The sequence below is a fragment of the Xanthomonas sp. NCPPB 1067 genome (assembly GCF_020783795.1).
Classification (GTDB): Bacteria; Pseudomonadota; Gammaproteobacteria; order Xanthomonadales; family Xanthomonadaceae; genus Xanthomonas; species Xanthomonas melonis.
Map to the genome: position 1 here is coordinate 52,231 of NZ_JAJGQG010000009.1, position 18,473 is coordinate 70,703.

At 64.6% G+C, this 18,473-nt stretch carries 13 protein-coding genes and 1 tRNA gene; 3 read left to right on the top strand and 11 right to left on the bottom strand.

Going from position 1 to position 18,473, the window contains the following annotated elements; genetic code table 11:
• Window positions 1-95: 95 nt before the first annotated feature.
• Entirely contained in the window at window positions 96-1,196 is a 1,101-nt protein-coding gene (locus LL962_RS09270; protein ID WP_228316692.1) for an NADH:flavin oxidoreductase/NADH oxidase, read from the top strand.
• A 201-nt stretch (window positions 1,197-1,397) separates the two neighbouring features.
• On the opposite strand, the gene LL962_RS09275 is transcribed toward LL962_RS09270, so the two are convergent.
• The 3 genes from LL962_RS09275 to LL962_RS09285 form a co-directional block, all read right to left on the bottom strand.
• On the bottom strand, window positions 1,398-3,722 hold the full coding sequence (locus LL962_RS09275; protein ID WP_228316693.1) for a hypothetical protein: 2,325 nt from the start codon (window positions 3,720-3,722) through the stop codon (window positions 1,398-1,400).
• Between the two features lie 23 nt (window positions 3,723-3,745).
• Window positions 3,746-5,614, bottom strand: a complete 1,869-nt coding sequence (locus tag LL962_RS09280) for an ATP-binding protein (protein WP_228316694.1) — start codon at window positions 5,612-5,614, stop codon at window positions 3,746-3,748.
• A gap of 206 nt (window positions 5,615-5,820) precedes the next feature.
• Window positions 5,821-7,176, bottom strand: a complete 1,356-nt coding sequence (locus LL962_RS09285) for a helix-turn-helix transcriptional regulator (RefSeq protein WP_228316695.1) — start codon at window positions 7,174-7,176, stop codon at window positions 5,821-5,823.
• Window positions 7,177-8,095: 919 nt separating this feature from the next.
• Here LL962_RS09285 and LL962_RS09290 point away from each other — a divergent pair.
• Entirely contained in the window at window positions 8,096-8,881 is a 786-nt protein-coding gene (locus tag LL962_RS09290; RefSeq protein ID WP_104584287.1) for a winged helix-turn-helix transcriptional regulator, read from the top strand.
• Between the two features lie 187 nt (window positions 8,882-9,068).
• Here the strand turns inward: LL962_RS09290 and LL962_RS09295 are convergent, their stop codons facing one another.
• Both LL962_RS09295 and radA read right to left on the bottom strand, forming a co-directional pair.
• Window positions 9,069-9,455, bottom strand: a complete 387-nt coding sequence (locus LL962_RS09295; RefSeq protein WP_104584288.1) for a DUF805 domain-containing protein — start codon at window positions 9,453-9,455, stop codon at window positions 9,069-9,071.
• 239 nt (window positions 9,456-9,694) lie between these two features.
• A complete protein-coding gene (gene radA / locus LL962_RS09300) occupies window positions 9,695-11,086 on the bottom strand; it encodes a DNA repair protein RadA (RefSeq protein WP_104584290.1) in 1,392 nt (463 codons plus the stop codon).
• A 490-nt stretch (window positions 11,087-11,576) separates the two neighbouring features.
• On the opposite strand from radA, the gene LL962_RS09305 reads away from it, so the two are divergent.
• A complete protein-coding gene (locus LL962_RS09305) occupies window positions 11,577-12,002 on the top strand; it encodes a hypothetical protein (protein WP_228316696.1) in 426 nt (141 codons plus the stop codon).
• A gap of 73 nt (window positions 12,003-12,075) precedes the next feature.
• On the opposite strand, the gene LL962_RS09310 is transcribed toward LL962_RS09305, so the two are convergent.
• The 6 genes from LL962_RS09310 to LL962_RS09335 all read right to left on the bottom strand — a co-directional run bounded on the left by LL962_RS09310 (window position 12,076) and on the right by LL962_RS09335 (window position 18,440).
• On the bottom strand, window positions 12,076-13,956 hold the full coding sequence (locus LL962_RS09310; RefSeq protein ID WP_228316697.1) for a M61 family metallopeptidase: 1,881 nt from the start codon (window positions 13,954-13,956) through the stop codon (window positions 12,076-12,078).
• A gap of 153 nt (window positions 13,957-14,109) precedes the next feature.
• Window positions 14,110-14,445: a cytochrome o ubiquinol oxidase subunit IV gene (gene cyoD, locus LL962_RS09315; protein ID WP_228316698.1), complete on the bottom strand. Its 336-nt coding sequence runs from the start codon at window positions 14,443-14,445 to the stop codon at window positions 14,110-14,112.
• Window positions 14,445-15,077 carry a cytochrome o ubiquinol oxidase subunit III gene (gene cyoC, locus LL962_RS09320; protein WP_208800484.1) on the bottom strand — a complete coding sequence of 211 codons (633 nt, stop codon included), beginning with the start codon at window positions 15,075-15,077 and terminating at the stop codon, window positions 14,445-14,447. The genes cyoD and cyoC overlap by 1 nt, the downstream gene beginning before the upstream one ends.
• The gene (gene cyoB / locus LL962_RS09325) at window positions 15,074-17,074 is read right to left on the bottom strand and encodes a cytochrome o ubiquinol oxidase subunit I (protein WP_104584295.1); all 2,001 of its coding nucleotides are present in this window, start codon (window positions 17,072-17,074) and stop codon (window positions 15,074-15,076) included. Before cyoB ends, cyoC begins: the two co-directional genes overlap by 4 nt.
• Window positions 17,064-18,008 (bottom strand): ubiquinol oxidase subunit II, encoded by a 945-nt coding sequence (gene cyoA, locus LL962_RS09330; RefSeq protein WP_228316699.1) that lies wholly within the window; start codon window positions 18,006-18,008, stop codon window positions 17,064-17,066. The genes cyoB and cyoA overlap by 11 nt, the downstream gene beginning before the upstream one ends.
• A 356-nt stretch (window positions 18,009-18,364) precedes the next feature.
• A tRNA-Thr gene (locus LL962_RS09335) sits at window positions 18,365-18,440 on the bottom strand.
• Window positions 18,441-18,473: the final 33 nt, after the last annotated feature.

Genomic DNA, 18,473 nt, shown 5'->3' on the forward strand with positions numbered 1-18,473 from the left:
GGCAACCTGCAACGCGCTGTGCCATCGGCGACGGTGTCGTCGCGCCTGGCGTCATGCTCTGATCGCGCCCCTAGTTCTCCGAGACCCTGCTTCCCATGTCATCGCTGTTCTCTGCTTACACGCTCAAGGACGTCACCCTGCGCAACCGCATCGCGGTTCCGCCGATGTGCCAATACACCGCCGTCGATGGCTTCAGCAACGACTGGCATCAGGTGCACTACGCCAGCCTGGCGCGCGGCGGTGCCGGGCTGGTGATCGTCGAGGCGACCGGCGTGTCGCCGGAGGGGCGCATCACGCCCGGCTGCCTGGGCTTGTGGAACGATGCCCAGGCCGAGGGTCTGGCGCGCATCGCCGCCGCCATTGCGGCAGCCGGTGCGGTGCCTGGCATCCAGATCGGTCACGCCGGGCGCAAGGCCAGCGCCAATCGTCCCTGGGAAGGCGACGACCATATCGCCGCCGACGACGCGCGCGGCTGGGATACCTTGTCGCCCTCGGCAATCGCCTTCGGTGGCGGCCTCTCCAAGCTGCCGCGCGAGATGACGCTGGACGACATCGCCCGCGTCCGTGGCGATTTCGTCGCCGCCGCCCGGCGTGCGCGCGACGCCGGTTTCCAGTGGCTGGAACTGCATTTCGCGCACGGATATCTGGCCCAGAGCTTCTTCTCGGTGCACGCCAACCAGCGCCAGGACCGCTACGGCGGCGATGCCGAAGGACGCGCGCGCTTTCTGCTGGAAACCCTGCAGGACGTGCGCGCAGTCTGGCCGGAACACCTGCCGCTGACCGCCCGCTTCGGCGTCATCGAATTCGATGGCCGCGATGAGCAGACGCTTGCCGAGGCCATCGCGCTGACGCACGAATTCAAGCGCAGCGGCCTGGATCTGCTGAATGTCAGCATGGGCTTCAGCACGCCGACTGCGCAGATTCCGTGGGGCCCGGCCCTGCTGGCGCCGATCGCCGAACGCGTCACCCGCCAGACGCAGCTGCCGGTGGCCTCGTCCTGGAACATCGACGATCCCCACGAAGCCGAGCGAGTGGTCGCCGAAGGACAGATGGAACTGGTGATGGTCGGCCGCGCACACCTGGCCAACCCGCATTGGCCCTACCAGGCGGCATTGGCACTGGGTCAGGACTCGCCATCGTGGGTCTTGCCGGCTTCGTATGCGCACTGGCTGGAGCGCTACGGTCAGCGCAGCTGAACGCAGGCGCGTTCGCGCTGCCAGGCAAGCCGCATCGCGCCCGCATCAGGCGGCGCCGTGCGGGCCGGGCACGCCGCTGCGGCAGGATGTCGCCGCACCGTCTCGCGGCGGCGGGCAGCGTAGCCGATGCCCGGCTGGCAGGGCCTGGCGGAACCCACCCGTCAGCGGACGCAGACCGCCAATCGCAGTCAGGCGCCCGGCTTACAGGCCATAGCGCTCCAGGACGTCCAGATGCGGGCGCAGATCCTGATCGCTGGCCTCGGCCAACCGCAGCCAGCACATCGGGTGAGGCCACCGCGCCAGCAGGACGAGCAGGGCACCATGCAGCTCCAACGGGGCCACCGCCTCGGGCAAGGCCACGGTGAACAGCACGCCCTGCAGGCCCGAGTCGGCGCGCTCCGGGTCGAACGCGTCCGGTTCGGCCGGATCGATCACCCGGTAATCGTCGCGGCTGTGCACCCACAGCTTCCAGCCCCGCGCCTGGATGTCCGCACGCAACGCCTCGATCGCCTCCTCCCCGGGATGGGCACCGTCCACCAGCCAGCTGCTGCCGTAGCCGCCGGCCTGCAGCACGTGCACCTGCGCGTAGGTCGGCACGAACCGCTCGCGCTCGTCGGGGTCCTCGGGCAGCGCATGCAGCAGCTCTGCATCGAACACCACCCAGTCGCCAACGTGCTGGCGCCGATGCGCGGGCGCATTTTCGACGATACGTGCGGTAACCGGCCCGGTACGGCGTGCGCAGTACTCCACCGCTTCGCCGTCGTCCACGCACCGCACGATCACCCAACCCCAGTCTTCTTCGACAACGCCCTCGGAGCTGCTCAACTGCATGCCCAGCGCCTGTGCCGATACCCGCACCGCCGGCCAGTCCTGCGCTGCGCTGGCGGCGGTCAGGTGGTCCCAGTGCGCCGAGCGCGGCTCGTCCATCAGCACGGTGAGCTGCCGGTAGGCCGCGGCGGCATCGGCGAAGCGGCCGGTCTCCAGGTACATGCGCGCCAGCAGTCCACGCGCGCCATGCGAATCGGGCGAGCGCTCCAGCAACGCGGTGCAGGCCTGCTCCAGCGCCGGCCAGTCGGCCAGTCGCTGCGCCAGCTGCGCTTCGCACCACAGGGCCACGACCGGCAGCTGCGGGCGATACAGCTGCGCCAGCCGGCGCACGCCAGCCTCGTCGCCGCGGCTCAGCAGCAGGTTCATCAGCCGGAAGGTCGGGCCTGTTTCGCGATCGGCATGCCGCTGCACGAAGCCCCACAGCAGCGCGATGGCCTGCTCGTCCGCGGCGCAGGCGCTCAATGCCGAGGCGGTGGTATCCACCAGCTCGGCATCGTCGGGCCGCTCGGCCACCGCCTGCAGCAACCAGTGCGCTTCGCGTTCGGGATTGCGCACGATCCGCTCGCCCTGGCCGTTCAACCACTCCAGCAACTGCGCAGCCGGCACCGGCATCGGTTCGCCCACCGGCGCGGCCTCGATACGCGCCGCCAGTCCATCGAGCAGCTGCGCCGCACCGCGGTCCCGGCGCAAGCGGGGCAGATGCGCGCGCGCCAACGCCAGGTGCCGGCGCGCGGTCCACACCGCCCCGCGCAGCAGCGCCAGCTCGATCGCCAGTTCGGCCGCCTCGATCAGGATGCGGTGCGCACCGACCTGAGCGTAATGATCCAGCATCGCCTGCAGCCGCCCCCCCAGATCCCAGGTGTTGCGCTCGTGCGAGCGAGCCGCCAATACGGCCACCGCCCGCAACCAGTGCATGCGATAACGCGGCGCCACCTCGCGCCACGGCAGCAGCGCATCCAGCGCGTCGTCGTCGCGATACAGCAACGCCAGTGCGCGCGCCTTCTGCAGGCGGCGCGGCTGGCTGCAGTTGGCCCATTCCACGCCCTCGCGCGCGGCCTCGCGTTCGCGCTGCTCGATCAGTGTCAGTGCCTCCTCGGCGCGCCCCAGCGATAGCAGGATCGAGATGCGCATATCCGGCACGCCGTCGTAGATCTCGCCACCGTGCGCCACGATCGCCTGCGACTGCCGCTCCAGATACTCCAGGGCCGCCTCGCCACGCCCGTCATCGAGCAGCGCATCGGCCTTTTCGCAGCTCAGGCACTGGTAGCACGACCAGCTCGGATCGATGCGCGCCAGGGTTTCGTCGCAGACCTCGATGCGCTCGTCCACCCAGCCCGGACCATCGACATTGGCGTAGCAGGCGGCCAGATCCTGGGTCACGCAGACCGATTGCGGGCACTCCACCGCATCGGCGCGGTGCGCCCGTTCGAACAGCGTCACCGCATCGCCCAACGCGCGTTCGCCTTCGCACAGATTGCCGACCCGGTTGCGCATCTCCCAATGCCCGACGAACACCTCCAGCCAAGGATTGGCCAGCGTCTTGCCCAGTGCGCGCGCTTCCGGCAGCAGGGCTTCGGCGCGTTCGATCTGCAGATCGCAGATATGGTCGGTCAGCCGCGTCAGGAGCTGGGCGTTCTGCGACTGCCCTGCCTCGCTCAAGTCGTCCTGCAGCTTTTCCACCCAATTCCAGATTTCCATCGCGTTGTCCTGCGTTGCGGCGCTCAGCGCGCCAGCAGTTGGGTCACCGCCCCGGCAAGATCGCCGAAGGCCTGGTTCAAATCCGGGCCGCCTGCCCCTGCGCTGCCGCTCTGCGGCGGCGTGCGCCCCTGCGCGGAGACGATCACCTTCAGCGCGCGCAGCAGCCGTGCCGCCGCCTCCGCCTGCGGATTGCCGCCGCGCCACGCCGCCAGTAGCGCCTGCAGCGCCGGATTGTCGAGATTGAGATACAGCCGCCGGGTCTGGCGCGCGTCGATGCGTGCGGTGAATTGCCGGGCCAGCCGCAATGCAGCGGTCGAAATGCGTTTGTCGTTTTCGTCCTGTTCCAGCCGGCGCTTGAGCTCTGCCTCGCGATCGGGCACCACCACCAGTGGCAGCTCCGCTGGGCTGAAGCGTGCCGGCACCAAGGCTTCGCCGTCGCCCAGATGGTGTTCCAGCCATGCCAGTTCGTCGGCCGGCAGGCTATCGATCCGAAACAGCTGGCGGTTGCCCTGTTCGGTTCCCAGCTCGACCAGGCGCATGCCCTTGACCTGTGCCCAGCGACGCAGGAACGGCACCACCGCATACCGGTTTCCGTACGCCACCGGCACGCCCATCGCACGGAACAGCATTTCTTCGAAACCGCTGTCGCTATCGAGGATCACGTGGACGGCGCCGCGCGACGGCAATTGCTGGGCCGGCAGGTCGCCCTGCGAGGTGGGCACGCGCACATGCTCCAGCAGCAGATCGAACAGCCGTTCATCGCACAACGCCGCACCCAGCAGGGCCTCGTTGTGCCGGAGCAGGATGCGTCGCCAGGCTTCCGGCTGCTGCCGCGCCACCTCCGCCAGCCCCTGCACCAGTGCTTCGGACAAGGCGTGTTGTACCGCTCCGTACACCGGGTCGCGCTGCAGGTCCTCGCGGCTGGCGGTCGGCGTCAGGCGATTGGATTCGATCACCCCGCCGATGAATCCGGCCCACGGCGGCAACAGTTCGCGCGCGTTGTCGTCCAGCAGCATCCCGCGCAGGAACACCGACAGGTTGCGGTTGTCGCTGGTACCGTAAGTGGCGCCGTCCTGCACCCATAACAGGCCCACCGCATCACTGCTGTCGTCCGCCCGCACCGGCATGCAGCACAGCGGCTCGAAGTTGCGCTCGAAGCGCGCCGCGAACTCGCGTTGCCGGCGCCACGCCTGCACGGGGTGCAGGGGCGCCGCATCGGGCATGCGCCACGGCGGCGGCTCGGGATTGATCGGCCGCGCATCGGCGCCCACCCAGATCGGCTCGCGCAACAGCGCGCAGTACCGCGACAGGATCTCGTGCAGCCGCGCATCCTGCGCCAGTGGCAGATATTGTTCGTGCAGCTCCAGCACCACTTCCGTTCCCACGCCTGCGCGTGCCGGGATCGGACTGACCGTGTAGTGCTCGGCGGTACTGGAGATGTAGCAATGCCCCAGCGCCGGAGCCTGGTAGGACGTCGTGCGCACGGTGACCCGCCGTGCCAGCACGAAGGCCGACAGGAAGCCCAGCCCGAACATGCCGATCAGGCCGCTGTCCTCATGCCCACCCTGACGCAATCCACGCGTATAGCCGACGCCCACGGTGGCCAGGTAGTCGTGGATTTCCTGCTGGGTCAGTCCTGCACCGGTATCGACGATGCGTACGATGCCCTGCCCCGGCTCGGCGTAGACGTGGATCCGCGCGTCCTCGTTCCAGCCGGGTTGTTCCAGGCGACGCCGCAGAATCGAATCGTGCGCGTTCTGCACCAGCTCGCGCAGTGCCACCACCGGCGTCGAGTACAGATGCTTGCTGAGGACAGACATCAATCCGTTGAGATCGACCCCAGCGCGGCAGATCTGTGAGGCGTCCATCGCCTCGGCGGTGTGATCTTGCATGATCGTCGTCGTTTCGGGGGCGACCACATCCATCCTCGGACGCGCGCGCGGGTGGAAGAGCGAGCCGGAAAGGATAGCCGCAAGCCACTCCCCGCGCACGCATGCCTCGCTCCGGCAGCACGGGTATGGTACCCGCCCGAGCGTGACGCCCCCGGCCCTCTCGAAACGGGCACCGGGGGCGTCGCTGCCGCCCCGGCTCCGGACGGTCAGCGTTGCAGGGTCTCCATCGGTGCCTCGTTGAAGTGCTGGCGATAGCCCTTGGCCAATGCCGAACGGCTGCCGACTCCCCAGCGGCTGGCGGCCTGCAGCACGCTGCCGCAACCGCCTTCGGCAAGCAACTCGTCGCGGATGCTCTGCATCCGGTAACGCCGCAGCACCTGCGTTGGCGACAGGCCGGTAGCGGACTTGAAGGCCTGCTGCAGCGCGCGTCCGGTGACGCCGATCTGCGCCGCTACCTCGTTGATCGAAAGATCCGACCGATGCGCATTGGTGATCATGTAGCTGTAGGCGCGCCGGTACTTGGCCGGTAACCGCGCCGAGATATCGTCGCTGACGTGCACTGGCGCGCCGCCTTCCAGCAATCGCGGCGCCTGCACCTCGCTACGCAGGCATTGCACGGCACCCAAGGCGTAACGGTTGTACAGCAACAATGCCTGTTCGGTGCGTCCGAGCGCCTGGCTGATCTTGGCCTGGCAGTACTCGAACTCCAGGTTCCAGCGCGGCGCGTGGTGCCGGCCGGCACCGGCCAGCGCGCGCTCGGCCAGATCCGCGCGCCCCACCGCCAGGGCCGCCAACGCCAGCTCCACCTGCGCATCCTGTCGCGCACACGGTGGGTACCCCGTGGCCGCCGCCGGCAACGCATCGATCTGGGCATCGAACCCGAAGGTATCGCCGCCGGCGATTCGCAACAGGTTGCGTACATGACGCATACGCTGAGCGAGTACCGGCATGCTTTCGGTCAGATCTGCGATACAGGCGCGCAGCTCGCTGGGCTCGAATGCATGCGTGGCGTCTTCCTGCCGCAGCGTGGCTTGCCAGAACACATGGTCGCTCATCCGCTCGGCGCGGCGGATGCGCAGCTGCGCGAGCATGTCCAGGCGCAGTGCGGAGCTGATCTGCAGCCATTGCGACGCGTTGGTGTCCAGCTCCGACAGCGCCTCGTGGGCCCGCTCCAGGGTTTGCAGGGCGAGCGTGCTCTGGCCGAGATGAAAATGGGTCAGGCTCTTGCCGAGCAGGCTCTCCCCGCGCAGGTAATCTGGCGTATCGCGATCCATCGCCAACTGCGCAAAGCAGTTCAGGGCGGCGCTCAGACGGCGCTGGCTCAGCATCAGCCACGCCGTATTGCGACACGACAACAGGCGCAGCTGGCGTTGCTGTCCGCGCACGGACTTCAACGCCTGGCGGTACGCCTCTTCGGCTTCCTCTTGGTACTCGAGGATCAACAGCACATCGCCACTCGCACCGAGCAAGCTGACTTCATCGTCGTCCGGCTCGGAGGCGACCTGCCCGTCGCGACGTTGTTGAAGATGTTGCAGACCTTGTGGCCAAGCACCGACCAGCATCCTGCTTGTATAGATAGGAAGACGATCTGCGTAGGACAACGCAGAAATCGCTGCAAAGTAGGTGGAAAGGATCATGCCGAGCTCTCTCAGGGGGAATGAGCAAAAGAACGCAGTCCGCCGATGTGGCGGACGCAACCGATTGTATGCAGCGGATCCGTTGGAAATTCCCCTCCCCGCAGGCGGTAAACATCAAAAAATCTCAACCTGTCCTCCTGCGCGCAGAACGCGCGTTTCGCCTGTGCGGGCGGTGTTTGCGCACGCGTCAGCCATGACATGTCTGGACATCGGCGCGCCATGCGTCGGCGCATCGAAAGCGACTTTCTACCCCGGAGCATCCGACGCCTTCGCGCAAGATCGGTTTACGTATGGCTTCGCCGTCGAGCCACCGGTGTCATTTCATGTCTTGTGTGTGACCACTTCGATGTCGTGTCGATTCGGGACGTGGGGCCCACGCGCTCGATCAGATTGGTCTTCTCGATGCAGTTGCGCTGCCCGACTATTCCGTCCCACCGGAATGCCCCTCATGAATCGCACTAGATTGGTCTAGACCTTTGCGCCAGCGCTGGCGGAGCCTTCTCGATGGCCGCGCGTCGTTGGGATCCGGCGGATCAGGCGCACGCCTATCCGCAGCCGCTCCCTGGCCTTGGTTGCATACCCGCTGAGTTAGAGCAGCATTACGCGGAGCTGAGCGCAGGTTAAAGCGCAACCGCATCGAACCGAAGAAAAGTACGTGGGAGTGAAACTTTTCGGCCCAGCAATGGTACATACCATTGCGTCCGAGCTCGACCGGACGCCCCTGTTAACCGGACGATGTGGCGATGCGCTTATTTCTCTTTGCCGGCTTTGGCTCCATACCAGCGGCCCACTGGCCGTATTCCGAGCGGGCAGCCCATGTCCACCGTCAGGCGGCGGCAGGCTGATGCACGGCCCCCTCTCCGGCAGGCAACGATCGGTGTTTCTGCTGACGCAGGACGCCCGACTGACCTCCCAGGTCCATGCCAGTCTCGCTCCGTTGGAGGCCAATCTCGCGGTGTTTTCCGACGAATTGGAACTTCTCCGTTCCCTGCGGCATTCGCCCTGCGAGCTGCTGGTGTTCGATGCCGCCTGCGTCGCCCCCGACGACAGCTCGGTGCTGGCCTGGCAGCGCTGCCACAGTGGTCATCCCACCCCGTTGATCGTATTGGGGCGCTTCGATTGCGCCAGCGACATCCTGGCCTGGTATGGGGTAGGCGCACATGAGGTCCTGGCGCTGCCGTTCAATTCGCATGAGCTGCATGTGCGGGCGACGCTCGCGACCGCACAGAGCGCGCCGAGCTGCCCGCAATCCCAGCACCTGAGCGTCGGCCCCTATCGTCTGAGCCGGGAGCAGAACACGGTCTACCTGCACGGCAACCCGATCGTGCTGACAGCTCGCGAGTTCTCGATCGCCTGGCTGCTGTTTTCCAGCCCTGGCGTGTGCTTTCGCCGCTGCCAGCTGGCCAAGGCCGTGTGGGGCAGCCATACCGAGTTCACCGACCGCACCATGGAACAGCACATCTACAAGCTGCGCAAGAAATTGCAGCTGTGCAATCACGATGGTTCGGTGCGCATCAGAACCGTGTATTCGCATGGCTACAAGCTGGAACTTGCCATGCAGGACCAGGAGGCATCGCTATCCAATAAAGGTGGCAGCCAGAACCAGGGGCATCATTCGGCTGCCTGCTAGCGCGTCCGGCCTGCGTTCCTGGACAGCGCAGGCTCTGAGGTACCGATGCGACCCGACAACACGCCGGGCATGCCTAAGCCTCACCTAGAACAGTGGGCCGCCACTTCGCGTGTGCGACCGCCACCCATGCAAACGACGACGGCGCAGATTTTTCTGCGCCGTCGTCGTTCGATCGGACGATCCGCCCTTACTGCTTCGGATCTTCGCCATATTCGTTTGCGCCCGGCGTGCCCTCCAGGCACATGAATACCAGGACGATCAGACCACCCACGTAAGGAACGAGACTGATCAGATAGAACCAGCCGGACTTACCCTGGTCGTGGAAACGACGGACGCTCACTGCGATGCTCGGCACGATCAAAGCCAATGCGACGATTACCATGATCGCGCCAATCAGCCACGCCAGCGCACCGGGACCATTGTCACTGCCCATTACTGCCGCTGCGATGGCGAACATGCCACCGAGCACAAGCAGGACGATCAGCTGCAGCAGCACAAACATCCAATATTCCTTGCGGCGCGAACGACCATTGAAGTCGGCATAGCGCTTGAGCGGCAGCAACATCCATTCCATCGTGAGTGTCCAAAGCAAGCAATGTGACCCGCTGCACAATGCAGCAGGCCGCGCATGGTGCCATAGCAGACGTCTTGTGAAAAACGATTTATCCATAGGCGGATGTGTTCCACGCTCCGCCGTCCGACGGACGGTCGCATGCAACGCGCTCCAGTGCAGGCAAGCCCAGCGCCTTCCGCCAGCGCCCTTATCGCAAGGAGCTGGCTGGCGGCGGCTGGGCTCTGACAGCAACGAGTGATTCAGTCCGCCGCCGCTTCCAGCGCCTGGCTCAGGCGCTCCACCGCAACGATCTCCATCCCCTTGATACTGGACGTCTTGGGGGCATTGGCGCGGGGCACGATGGCGCGTTTGAAACCGTGCGTCGCGGCCTCCCTCAAGCGGTCCTCGCCGTTGGGCACCGGGCGGATCTCGCCGGACAACCCCACCTCGCCGAAGGCGATGGTCTTTTCCGATAGCGGCCGATCGCGCAGCGAGGACAGTACTGCCAGCAGCACCGGCAGGTCGGCCGCGGTTTCCTGCACCCGGATGCCGCCGACCACGTTGACGAATACGTCCTGATCGCCGACCACGATACCGCCGTGGCGATGCAGCACCGCCAGCAGCATCGCCAGCCGATTCTGTTCCAGACCCACCGCCACCCGACGCGGATTGGACAAAGGCGATGCATCCACCAGGGCCTGCACCTCCACCATCAGCGGCCGGGTGCCTTCGCGCGTCACCATGACGCAGCTGCCGGGTTGCTGCGTGCTGCCTCCGGACAGAAAGATCGCGGACGGGTTGGAAACCTCCTTCAGGCCCTTCTCGCCCATCGCGAACACGCCCAGTTCGTTGACCGCGCCGAAGCGGTTCTTGAACGCACGCAATAGCCGGAACCGGCTGCCGCTTTCGCCTTCGAAATACAGCACCGCATCGACCATGTGTTCGAGTACGCGGGGACCGGCGATGCCGCCCTCCTTGGTGACATGCCCGACCAGGAACACGGCCGTGCCGGTTTCCTTGGCGAAGCGCACCAGCCGTGCCGCGCTTTCGCGGACCTGGCTGACCGAGCCGGGCGCTGCGGTCAGCGACTCGGTCCACAGCGTCTGCACCGAATCGGCCACGATCAGCTTCGGTCGTGCAACGCTGGCATGCTGCAAAATGTGTTCGATGCCGGTTTCGGCCAGTGCATTCAGGCCCTCCAGAGGCAGGTCCAGACGCACCGCGCGGCCGGCGACCTGGGCCAGCGATTCTTCGCCGGTGACATACAACACCGGAAGCGTGCCGGCCATGCGCGCCAACGCCTGCAGCAACAGCGTCGATTTGCCGATACCGGGGTCGCCACCGATCAGCACCACCGCCCCCTCGACCAGCCCGCCACCCAGCACCCGATCGAACTCACCGATGCCGGTGGATACGCGGGCCTGCTCAGTCTGCCGCACATCCTTGAGCGCGGTGATCTTCGGCGCCTCGGCCTTGCCGGCCCAGCCGCTACGCCGTGCGGCGGCAGGCGATGCCTTGCCGCCCGAGGAAGCACTTTCGAGCACGATTTCGCTCAGCGTGTTCCACACGCCGCACTCGGTGCATTGCCCCTGCCACTTGTTGTATTCGGCACCGCATTCGCCGCAGACATAGGCCGTCTTCGCCTTCGCCATCTCGCTGTTGCCTGTCTCGTCAAACCGCCAGCATAGTGGTTGACGGTCTCAATCGGCGCGACCGCACCGCCAGCCACCGTCCTGCCCACGACGTCTGCGTGTCGCGGGTCTGCCGCACATGCCATCCGCAAGACTCGCTGCGGCGTGGCGGCACACGTTCTGCGGAACGCAGACGGGAAAACCAACATGCGGCGCGGCATGCGACAGGTCGCTGCCGACGCACAGCACTGCACCCGCAACAACTGCTTGCACGCGCAGCGCGGGGCTTCGATCTGCTGGCAACCACCGGCTGCGTTCTGACGTGGCTGCAGGCGCGCGGCAACGGCTCGGCGATCGCCTGCTTCACACGCCCCTGCTTGTACCGCTTGTAGCGTCGCTGCCGAGATCGGCCGCGCAGGCGACTGATAGGCGTCGCTTATCGGAAAGCCGGTCCGCTTCGCTGCAGGTCGACAGGACACTGCAAGGCACGCAACCAACGGAAGAGGTCGCCATGAAACATCTCATCATTCTGCGATTGGGACTACTTGCACTCGGCCATGCGGGCGCGGCGCACGCGGATGGCTGCGGCGGCAATCTCATCGATCACAAACCCGTCCGCATTGCGGGCGAAAGAGTCGGTGAGCTGCAGCTGTACTACAACGGCGGCAACGGCCGAAACTGCGCGGTCTTTGCGCATCTGGGCCCTACCCGAGGCAAGCCGTTGATGACCAGCGTGGAGGTCTATGTCTGCAAGCCCAACCGCAACAACTGTGGCGTCTGGCAATGGGACCCGTGGTGGGATCGCGACGACGACATCTATTCCTACCAGGCAGGCCCGGTGCGTATCGACGGACGCAACAAATGCGTACGGGCGATGGGCTATCTCGAATACAAGGGAGAAACCGCGGTTGCGGTTTCCGACGTGCATTGCCGCTAGTGCAACGCGCGTCCAATCGAAACGGCGGCGCATCCACGCGCCGCCGTTTCGCCGTAGGAGCCCAACGCTGGGCTCAGCGAGCCTTGTACAGTTCGCTGAGGCGATCCGGCTTACCGGCGATGCGTTCCAGATGCGGATACAACAGACCGCCGTGGTAATCGATGCGGACCGTCTCGTAGCGATCGCCACGCCTGACCAGCAGTTCGATCGGCGCGGTAGTGCCCTTGGCAGCCTTGATGGCGTCCTTGATCACCTCGCCACCGAACGCGCGTCCGTTGACGGCGACGATGGCGTTGCCGCTGATCAGCCCCGCAGTGAATGCCGGGCTGTCCCATAGCACCTCGCTGATCTCGCCGGAGCCTTTCAGCGACAGACCCAACGAGTAGGTCAGGCTGACGTCGCTCTCGTTGCTTTCTTGGGTCTTCGTGGCCAGATTCGGCTCGTCGTTGTAGACCAGTTTCCAGCCGTTGGCCTCAATGCCACCATTCAACGAGCCGTGCCCGTCCATGCGACTGCGCAGCAGGCTGGCCCAATCGTAGGCAGCCACGCCGTTGAGGGTGGCAACGATCTCGTCGAAGGTGTACGGATTGACGTCCCAGTCTCCATTCTTCATGCCGAAGAAGGCCTTGCCGAAGTCGTCGATCGAACGCTTGTTGTTGGTCAGCTCGCGCAGCTTGCTGTCCACTTCCAGCCACATCATCTGTCCGCCGGAGTAGTAGTCCTCGCTCATTTGATAGCTGCGGTAGGCCTTGGGCCGGCGCATCGACATGGTGGGGTCATTGGTGGTGTCCTGCACCGTGCGCCAGGCCATGCCCGGGCGACCACGCTCGTAGGTGGCTGCAACGCCGGCCAGCATGTCGCGCGCCTGGTCCTGCGTCCACAGCCCCGAACGCGCCGCCATCACCTCGCCCCAGAACTGGGTCTGGCCTTCGTACAGCCACAACAGGCTGTCGCCCATCGGCACATTGAAGTTGGGCGTGGCCAAGTCGGCGCCGCGACGGTATTTGCCGTTCCAGGAGTGATTGTATTCGTGCGCGAGCAGGTCGCGCATGGTCCAGCTCTTGTCCCACTCGGTGAAATAGTTGGGCGGGCCGCTGTTCTCGCTGGAACGGTGATGCTCCAGCCCGATGCCGCCCAGCTTCTTGGTCAGCGCCAGCAGGAATTCGTAATGATCGAAATGCCGTGCGCCGTACAGCTTGTCCATCTGCTGCACCAGTGCCGCATGCGCCTTGATCTGCTCCGGCTTGGCCTCCAGCGACTTGGCTTCGTCGGCGAATACGTTGAGATAGACCGGCTGCTTGCCGCCGCTCAGCTCCACGCGCTTGTAGTACTTGCCGGCGAACATCGGCGAGTCGACCAGGTCGTCGAAGTCGATCGGCTTGAAGGTCACCGTGTCGCCAACCCGGCGGTCGGTCTCCAGCGCCGTGGCATAGCTCCACCCGGCCGGCAGGGTAACGCTGGCCTGCGCCTTGATATTGCGCGCGCGGATACCGGCCGGATACAGCGCAGTGGTGTTCCACTGCAGGTTGAGCATTTCCGGGGTCATCATCACCCGGCCCTGGTTGCTGGCCTGCGGCGAAAGGAATCTGTACTCGGCGACCAGCTCGCTGGCACCCTGAGGCACATCCACCTTGAACGCGTAGACATCGAACTGGTCGCGAGTCCATGGCACCACCTTGCCATCGACCTTGACCACCAACCCGGCGAGCTTGTCGATCGGCCCGGTGGGCGAATGATTGCCGGGAATCCACTGCGGATACAGCAGCGTCATCGGGCCCGGCTTGGCCGGCATCGTGGTCCTGACCTTGAAGATGCGTCGCGTCAGATCGGTGGCATCCACGTCGATCTTCAGCGTGCCCTCGAACGGGACGTCCTGCGGCGGCGCGGTTTGCGCAGCGGCTGGCAGAGACAACGCCGCCAGCAACGACACGGACAACAAGCTTGGCATTTTCATCGCAACTCCGCAGGTGACCTGGAACAGGCAAGCCCACGATGCTAAGCGCCAACCAGGCGTTACCCGTATGCCATTGGTCATGGCATGGACCGCTTGCCGGCAAAAAAAAGCCGCCAACGAGTGGCGGCTTGTTCGCTCGCACGCCAATGCCTGTCAATGCATCATGTTGACATTCATGTTGTGCAGCACCCACAGCGAGCCGACGATCACGATGCCGATGATCAGCAAGGAGAACAGCCCCACCTGCACATTGGAGCGCTGCTCCGGCGAACGGTCCATATGCAGGAAATACACCATGTGCACCAGCATCTGCACCCCGGCCATGACCGATATCACAACAACGGTGACGCCCTTGGAGAATGCCCCGCTCATCACCATCGCAAACGGGATCACGGTGAGGATGACGGCCATGACGAAGCCGATCAGGTAAGACTTCAGGCCGCCGGCATGCGCATCGGCGGCGTTTTCGGTGTGGTGGTGATTGGCCATTACAGCGCTCCCAACAGATAGACGACGGTGAACACACCGATCCAGATGATGTCCAGGAAGTGCCAGAACAGACTCAGGCAGGCCAGGCGGGTGCTGTTGCGCGCGGTCAACCCATGCTTGGAGATCTGGATCACCAGCACCGCCATCCACAACAGGCCCGAGGCCACGTGCAGGCCGTGGGTACCCACCAGGGTGAAGAATGCCGACAGGAACGCGCTGCGCCCAGGACCTGCGCCTTCATGGATCAGGTGGTTGAACTCCCAGATTTCCATGCACAGAAAGCCGATGCCCAGCAGCGCGGTCACCGCCAGCCAACCGTACAGGCCACCCATCTTGCGCTTGTGCGCGGCGATCATCGCAAAGCCGAAGCTCAAGCTGCTGAACAGCAGCAAGAAGGTTTCCACCAGCACGAACTTCAGATCGAACAGTTCCTTGGCGGTCGGTCCGTCCACCGTGGCGCCGGACAGCACCGCATAGGTGGCGAACAGGCCGGCGAACAGCAGGCAGTCGCTCATCAGGTAGACCCAGAACCCGAAGACGGTGTTGCCACCGGCATCGTGATGTTCGTGGTCGTGATCGTGGCCGCCCGCGTGGGCGGCGTGGTCAAGCGTGGTCGAGGAAGCCATGGTCATACCACCTTCGCGGCCTGCGCCGCCTGTTGCTGTTCGAGCAGGGCAAAGCGTGCATTCTCGATGCGCTCTACTTCTTCGGCCGGCACCCAGTAATCGATGTCGTTATCGAATGTCCGTGCGATGAAACTGCCGATCATGCCCACCAGGCCGACGATGGCCAGCCACCAGATGTGCCAGGTCAGGCCGAAACCCAGCAGCACGCTGAAGGCCCCCATGTACACGCCGGCGCCGGTGTTTCGCGGCATGTGGATCGGCTCGTACTTGGACGGGCGCACCCAGCCCTTGCCGTTCTGCTTGTCGGCCCAGAACTGATCGCGGTCGTCGATGTGCGGCAGCACGGCGAAGTTGTAGAACGGCGGCGGCGAAGAAGTTGCCCATTCCAGCGTACGGCCGTCCCACGGATCACCGGTATGGTCCATGTGTTCCTTACGCTTCCACACGCTGTAACCGATCTGCACCAGGTTCAGGAAGATGCCCAGGCCGATGATCGCCGCACCCACTGCGGCCACATACAGCCACGGCGCCCACTCGGGATGGTTGTAGGTGTTCATGCGGCGGGTCATGCCCATGAAGCCGAGCACGTACAGCGGCATGAAGGCGATGAAGAAGCCGATGATCCAGCACCAGAACGAGGCCTTGCCCAGCTTCTCGTTGAGCTTGAAACCGAACGCCTTCGGGAACCAGTAGGTCAGGCCTGCCAGGTAACCGAACACCACGCCGCCGATGATCACGTTATGGAAGTGGGCGATCAGGAACAGGCTGTTGTGCAGCACGAAGTCCACGGCCGGAATTGCCAGCATCACGCCGGTCATGCCACCGATGGTGAAGGTGATGATGAAGCCGATCGTCCACAGCACCGGCGAGGTCATGTGCACGCGACCGCGGAACATGGTGAACAGCCAGTTGAAGATTTTCACGCCGGTCGGGATCGAGATGATCATCGTCGTGATGCCGAAGAAGGCATTGACGTTGGCACCCGAGCCCATGGTGAAGAAGTGATGCAGCCACACCACGAACGACAGCACGCCGATGCACGAGGTGGCGTAGACCATCGAGGTGTAGCCGAACAGACGCTTGCGGCTATAGGTGGCGATCAGCTCGGAGAAGATGCCGAACGCCGGCAGGATCAGGATGTAGACCTCCGGGTGACCCCAGATCCAGATCAGGTTGACGTACATCATGGCGTTGCCGCCACCGTCATTGGTGAAGAAGTGCGTGCCCAGGTAACGGTCGGCACCCAGCAGCGCCAGCGCCACGGTCAGGATCGGGAACGCGGCGATGATCAGGATGTTGGTGATCAGCGCGGTCCAGGTGAAGATCGGCATGCGCATCAGGGTCATGCCCGGCGCGCGCATCCGCATGATCGTCACGAAGAAGTTCACGCCGGTCAGCAATGTGCCCAGCCCGGAGATCTGCAACGCCCAGATGTAGTAATCCACACCGACGCCCGGACTGTATTCCAGCCCCGACAACGGCGGGTACGCCAGCCAACCGGTCTGCGCGAATTCGCCGACGCCCAGCGAGATGTTGATCAGCGCGGCGCCGGCCACGAACAGCCAGAAGCTCAGCGAGTTCAGGAACGGGAACGCCACGTCGCGTGCGCCGATCTGCAACGGCACGATCAGGTTCAACAGGCCGGTCATGAACGGCATGGCCATGAAGAAGATCATGATCACGCCGTGCGCGGTGAAGATCTGGTCGTAGTGATGTGGCGGCAGCACGCCTTCGCCACCGCCGCCGGCCAGCGCCTGCTGGGTGCGCATCATCGCTGCGTCGGCAAAGCCGCGCAGCAGCATCACCAGCGCCACGATGATGTACATCACGCCGATGCGCTTGTGATCCACCGAAGTGAACCACTCATTCCACAGGTAGCCCCACAGCTTGTACTTGGTGATGGCGCCCGCGATGAGCAGGCCGAGCAGGCCGGCACCACCCAGCGCGACCATGATGATCGGCTCGTGGTACGGAACCGCCTCGATCGTCAGCTTACCTAACATCAGTTGTCTCCGAAGTACACATGGCAAACGGCTCTACGACCTTTGCCTTACCGCCGGCATGGCTTTCAGAATGATGGCTACCCATCATGTATTTATCGATCAGCGACCGGAACATGCCGTCGGGCACCGATGAGTAATAGGTGACCGGATACTGTTCCTTGTCGTTGCGATTGGCGGCCAGCGCCTGGTATTCGGCAGCGTCCAGCGCCTTCGGCGATGCCTTGACCTTGGCCACCCATGCCTCGAAGCCGGCCTGGTCGGTGGCACGCGCCACGAAGCTCATCTTCGAGAAGCCGTGACCGCTGTAATTGCTGGACAGGCCGAAGTACTCGCCCGGCTCATTGGCAACCAGATGCAGCTTGGTCTCCATGCCGGCCATCGAATAGATCATGGTGCCCAGGTGTGGAATGAAGAAGGCATTCATCACCGTATCGGAGGTGATCTTGAAGTTCAGCGGCGCATGCACCGGGAATGCGATCTCATTGACCGTGGCGATGCCCTGATCCGGATAGATGAACATCCACTTCCAGTCCAGCGACACCGCCTCGATGTTGATCGGCTTGATGTCCGAGTCCAGTGGCCGGTAAGGGTCCAGCGCATGCGACGAGCGCCAGGTCAGCACCGCCAGCACCAGGATGATCACGCACGGGATCGACCACACCACGACCTCGATGGCGGTGGAGTGCGACCAGTCCGGCTCGTAGCGCGCCTTGGTGTTGGATGCGCGATACTTCCACGCGAACGCAATCGTCATCACGATCACCGGGATGACCACGATCAGCATGAGCACCACCGAGGTGATCAGCAGTTGCTTCTCGTCGTGGCCGATCTGGCCTTTCGGATTGAGGATGGCCGAGTTGCAGCCTGCCAACAGCAGGAACGGCAACATCAGGCCTGGACGAAGTAAACGCCCGAGATGTTTCAGCGGAATCATCGGTCGATCCAAGTGCGAAGGAACGCCAGCCCCGTTCGTCGTATCTGCAGCGCAGATGTCCAACGGTGCCCATCGGTGTTGATGGCGGGCGCGCGCAGACCGAGGACCCGGGTTAGCGCGCCAATTTTAATCTTTGCTGCACCTGCACGAAAGCCGTTGGCAATGATCCGCCGCAATTAATCCGCGCAAAATTGTGCGACATGTTGTCGCAGCGCAGCGAAACGCCGCCACGCGTACTGGCGCCGGTTCGCAATGGCCGGAAGATGCGGCCGTGCGACTGCCTCCAGAAGGCAAGAACTGCATGGGCACGCCCAAACGCAGCTGGGCCGGCCAAAGGCCGACCCAGTGCAAGGTGATGGTGCCGGAAATAGGAATCGAACCTACGACCTACGCATTACGAATGCGCCGCTCTACCAACTGAGCTATTCCGGCGAGCCGCCAATTGTAGAAGTGTGGTGAGCCTGC

Coding starts and splice junctions, on each gene's coding strand:
- cyoA (WP_228316699.1), bottom strand. CDS start 18,008: ATGATTCCGCTGAAACATCTCGGGCGTTTACTTCGTCCAGGCCTGATG.
- LL962_RS09280 (WP_228316694.1), bottom strand. CDS start 5,614: ATGCAAGATCACACCGCCGAGGCGATGGACGCCTCACAGATCTGCCGC.
- LL962_RS09305 (WP_228316696.1), top strand. CDS start 11,577: ATGAAACATCTCATCATTCTGCGATTGGGACTACTTGCACTCGGCCAT.
- LL962_RS09295 (WP_104584288.1), bottom strand. CDS start 9,455: ATGGAATGGATGTTGCTGCCGCTCAAGCGCTATGCCGACTTCAATGGT.
- cyoD (WP_228316698.1), bottom strand. CDS start 14,445: ATGGCCAATCACCACCACACCGAAAACGCCGCCGATGCGCATGCCGGC.
- cyoB (WP_104584295.1), bottom strand. CDS start 17,074: ATGTTAGGTAAGCTGACGATCGAGGCGGTTCCGTACCACGAGCCGATC.
- radA (WP_104584290.1), bottom strand. CDS start 11,086: ATGGCGAAGGCGAAGACGGCCTATGTCTGCGGCGAATGCGGTGCCGAA.
- LL962_RS09290 (WP_104584287.1), top strand. CDS start 8,096: ATGCACGGCCCCCTCTCCGGCAGGCAACGATCGGTGTTTCTGCTGACG.
- cyoC (WP_208800484.1), bottom strand. CDS start 15,077: ATGACCATGGCTTCCTCGACCACGCTTGACCACGCCGCCCACGCGGGC.
- LL962_RS09275 (WP_228316693.1), bottom strand. CDS start 3,722: ATGGAAATCTGGAATTGGGTGGAAAAGCTGCAGGACGACTTGAGCGAG.
- LL962_RS09270 (WP_228316692.1), top strand. CDS start 96: ATGTCATCGCTGTTCTCTGCTTACACGCTCAAGGACGTCACCCTGCGC.
- LL962_RS09285 (WP_228316695.1), bottom strand. CDS start 7,176: ATGCTGGTCGGTGCTTGGCCACAAGGTCTGCAACATCTTCAACAACGT.
- LL962_RS09310 (WP_228316697.1), bottom strand. CDS start 13,956: ATGAAAATGCCAAGCTTGTTGTCCGTGTCGTTGCTGGCGGCGTTGTCT.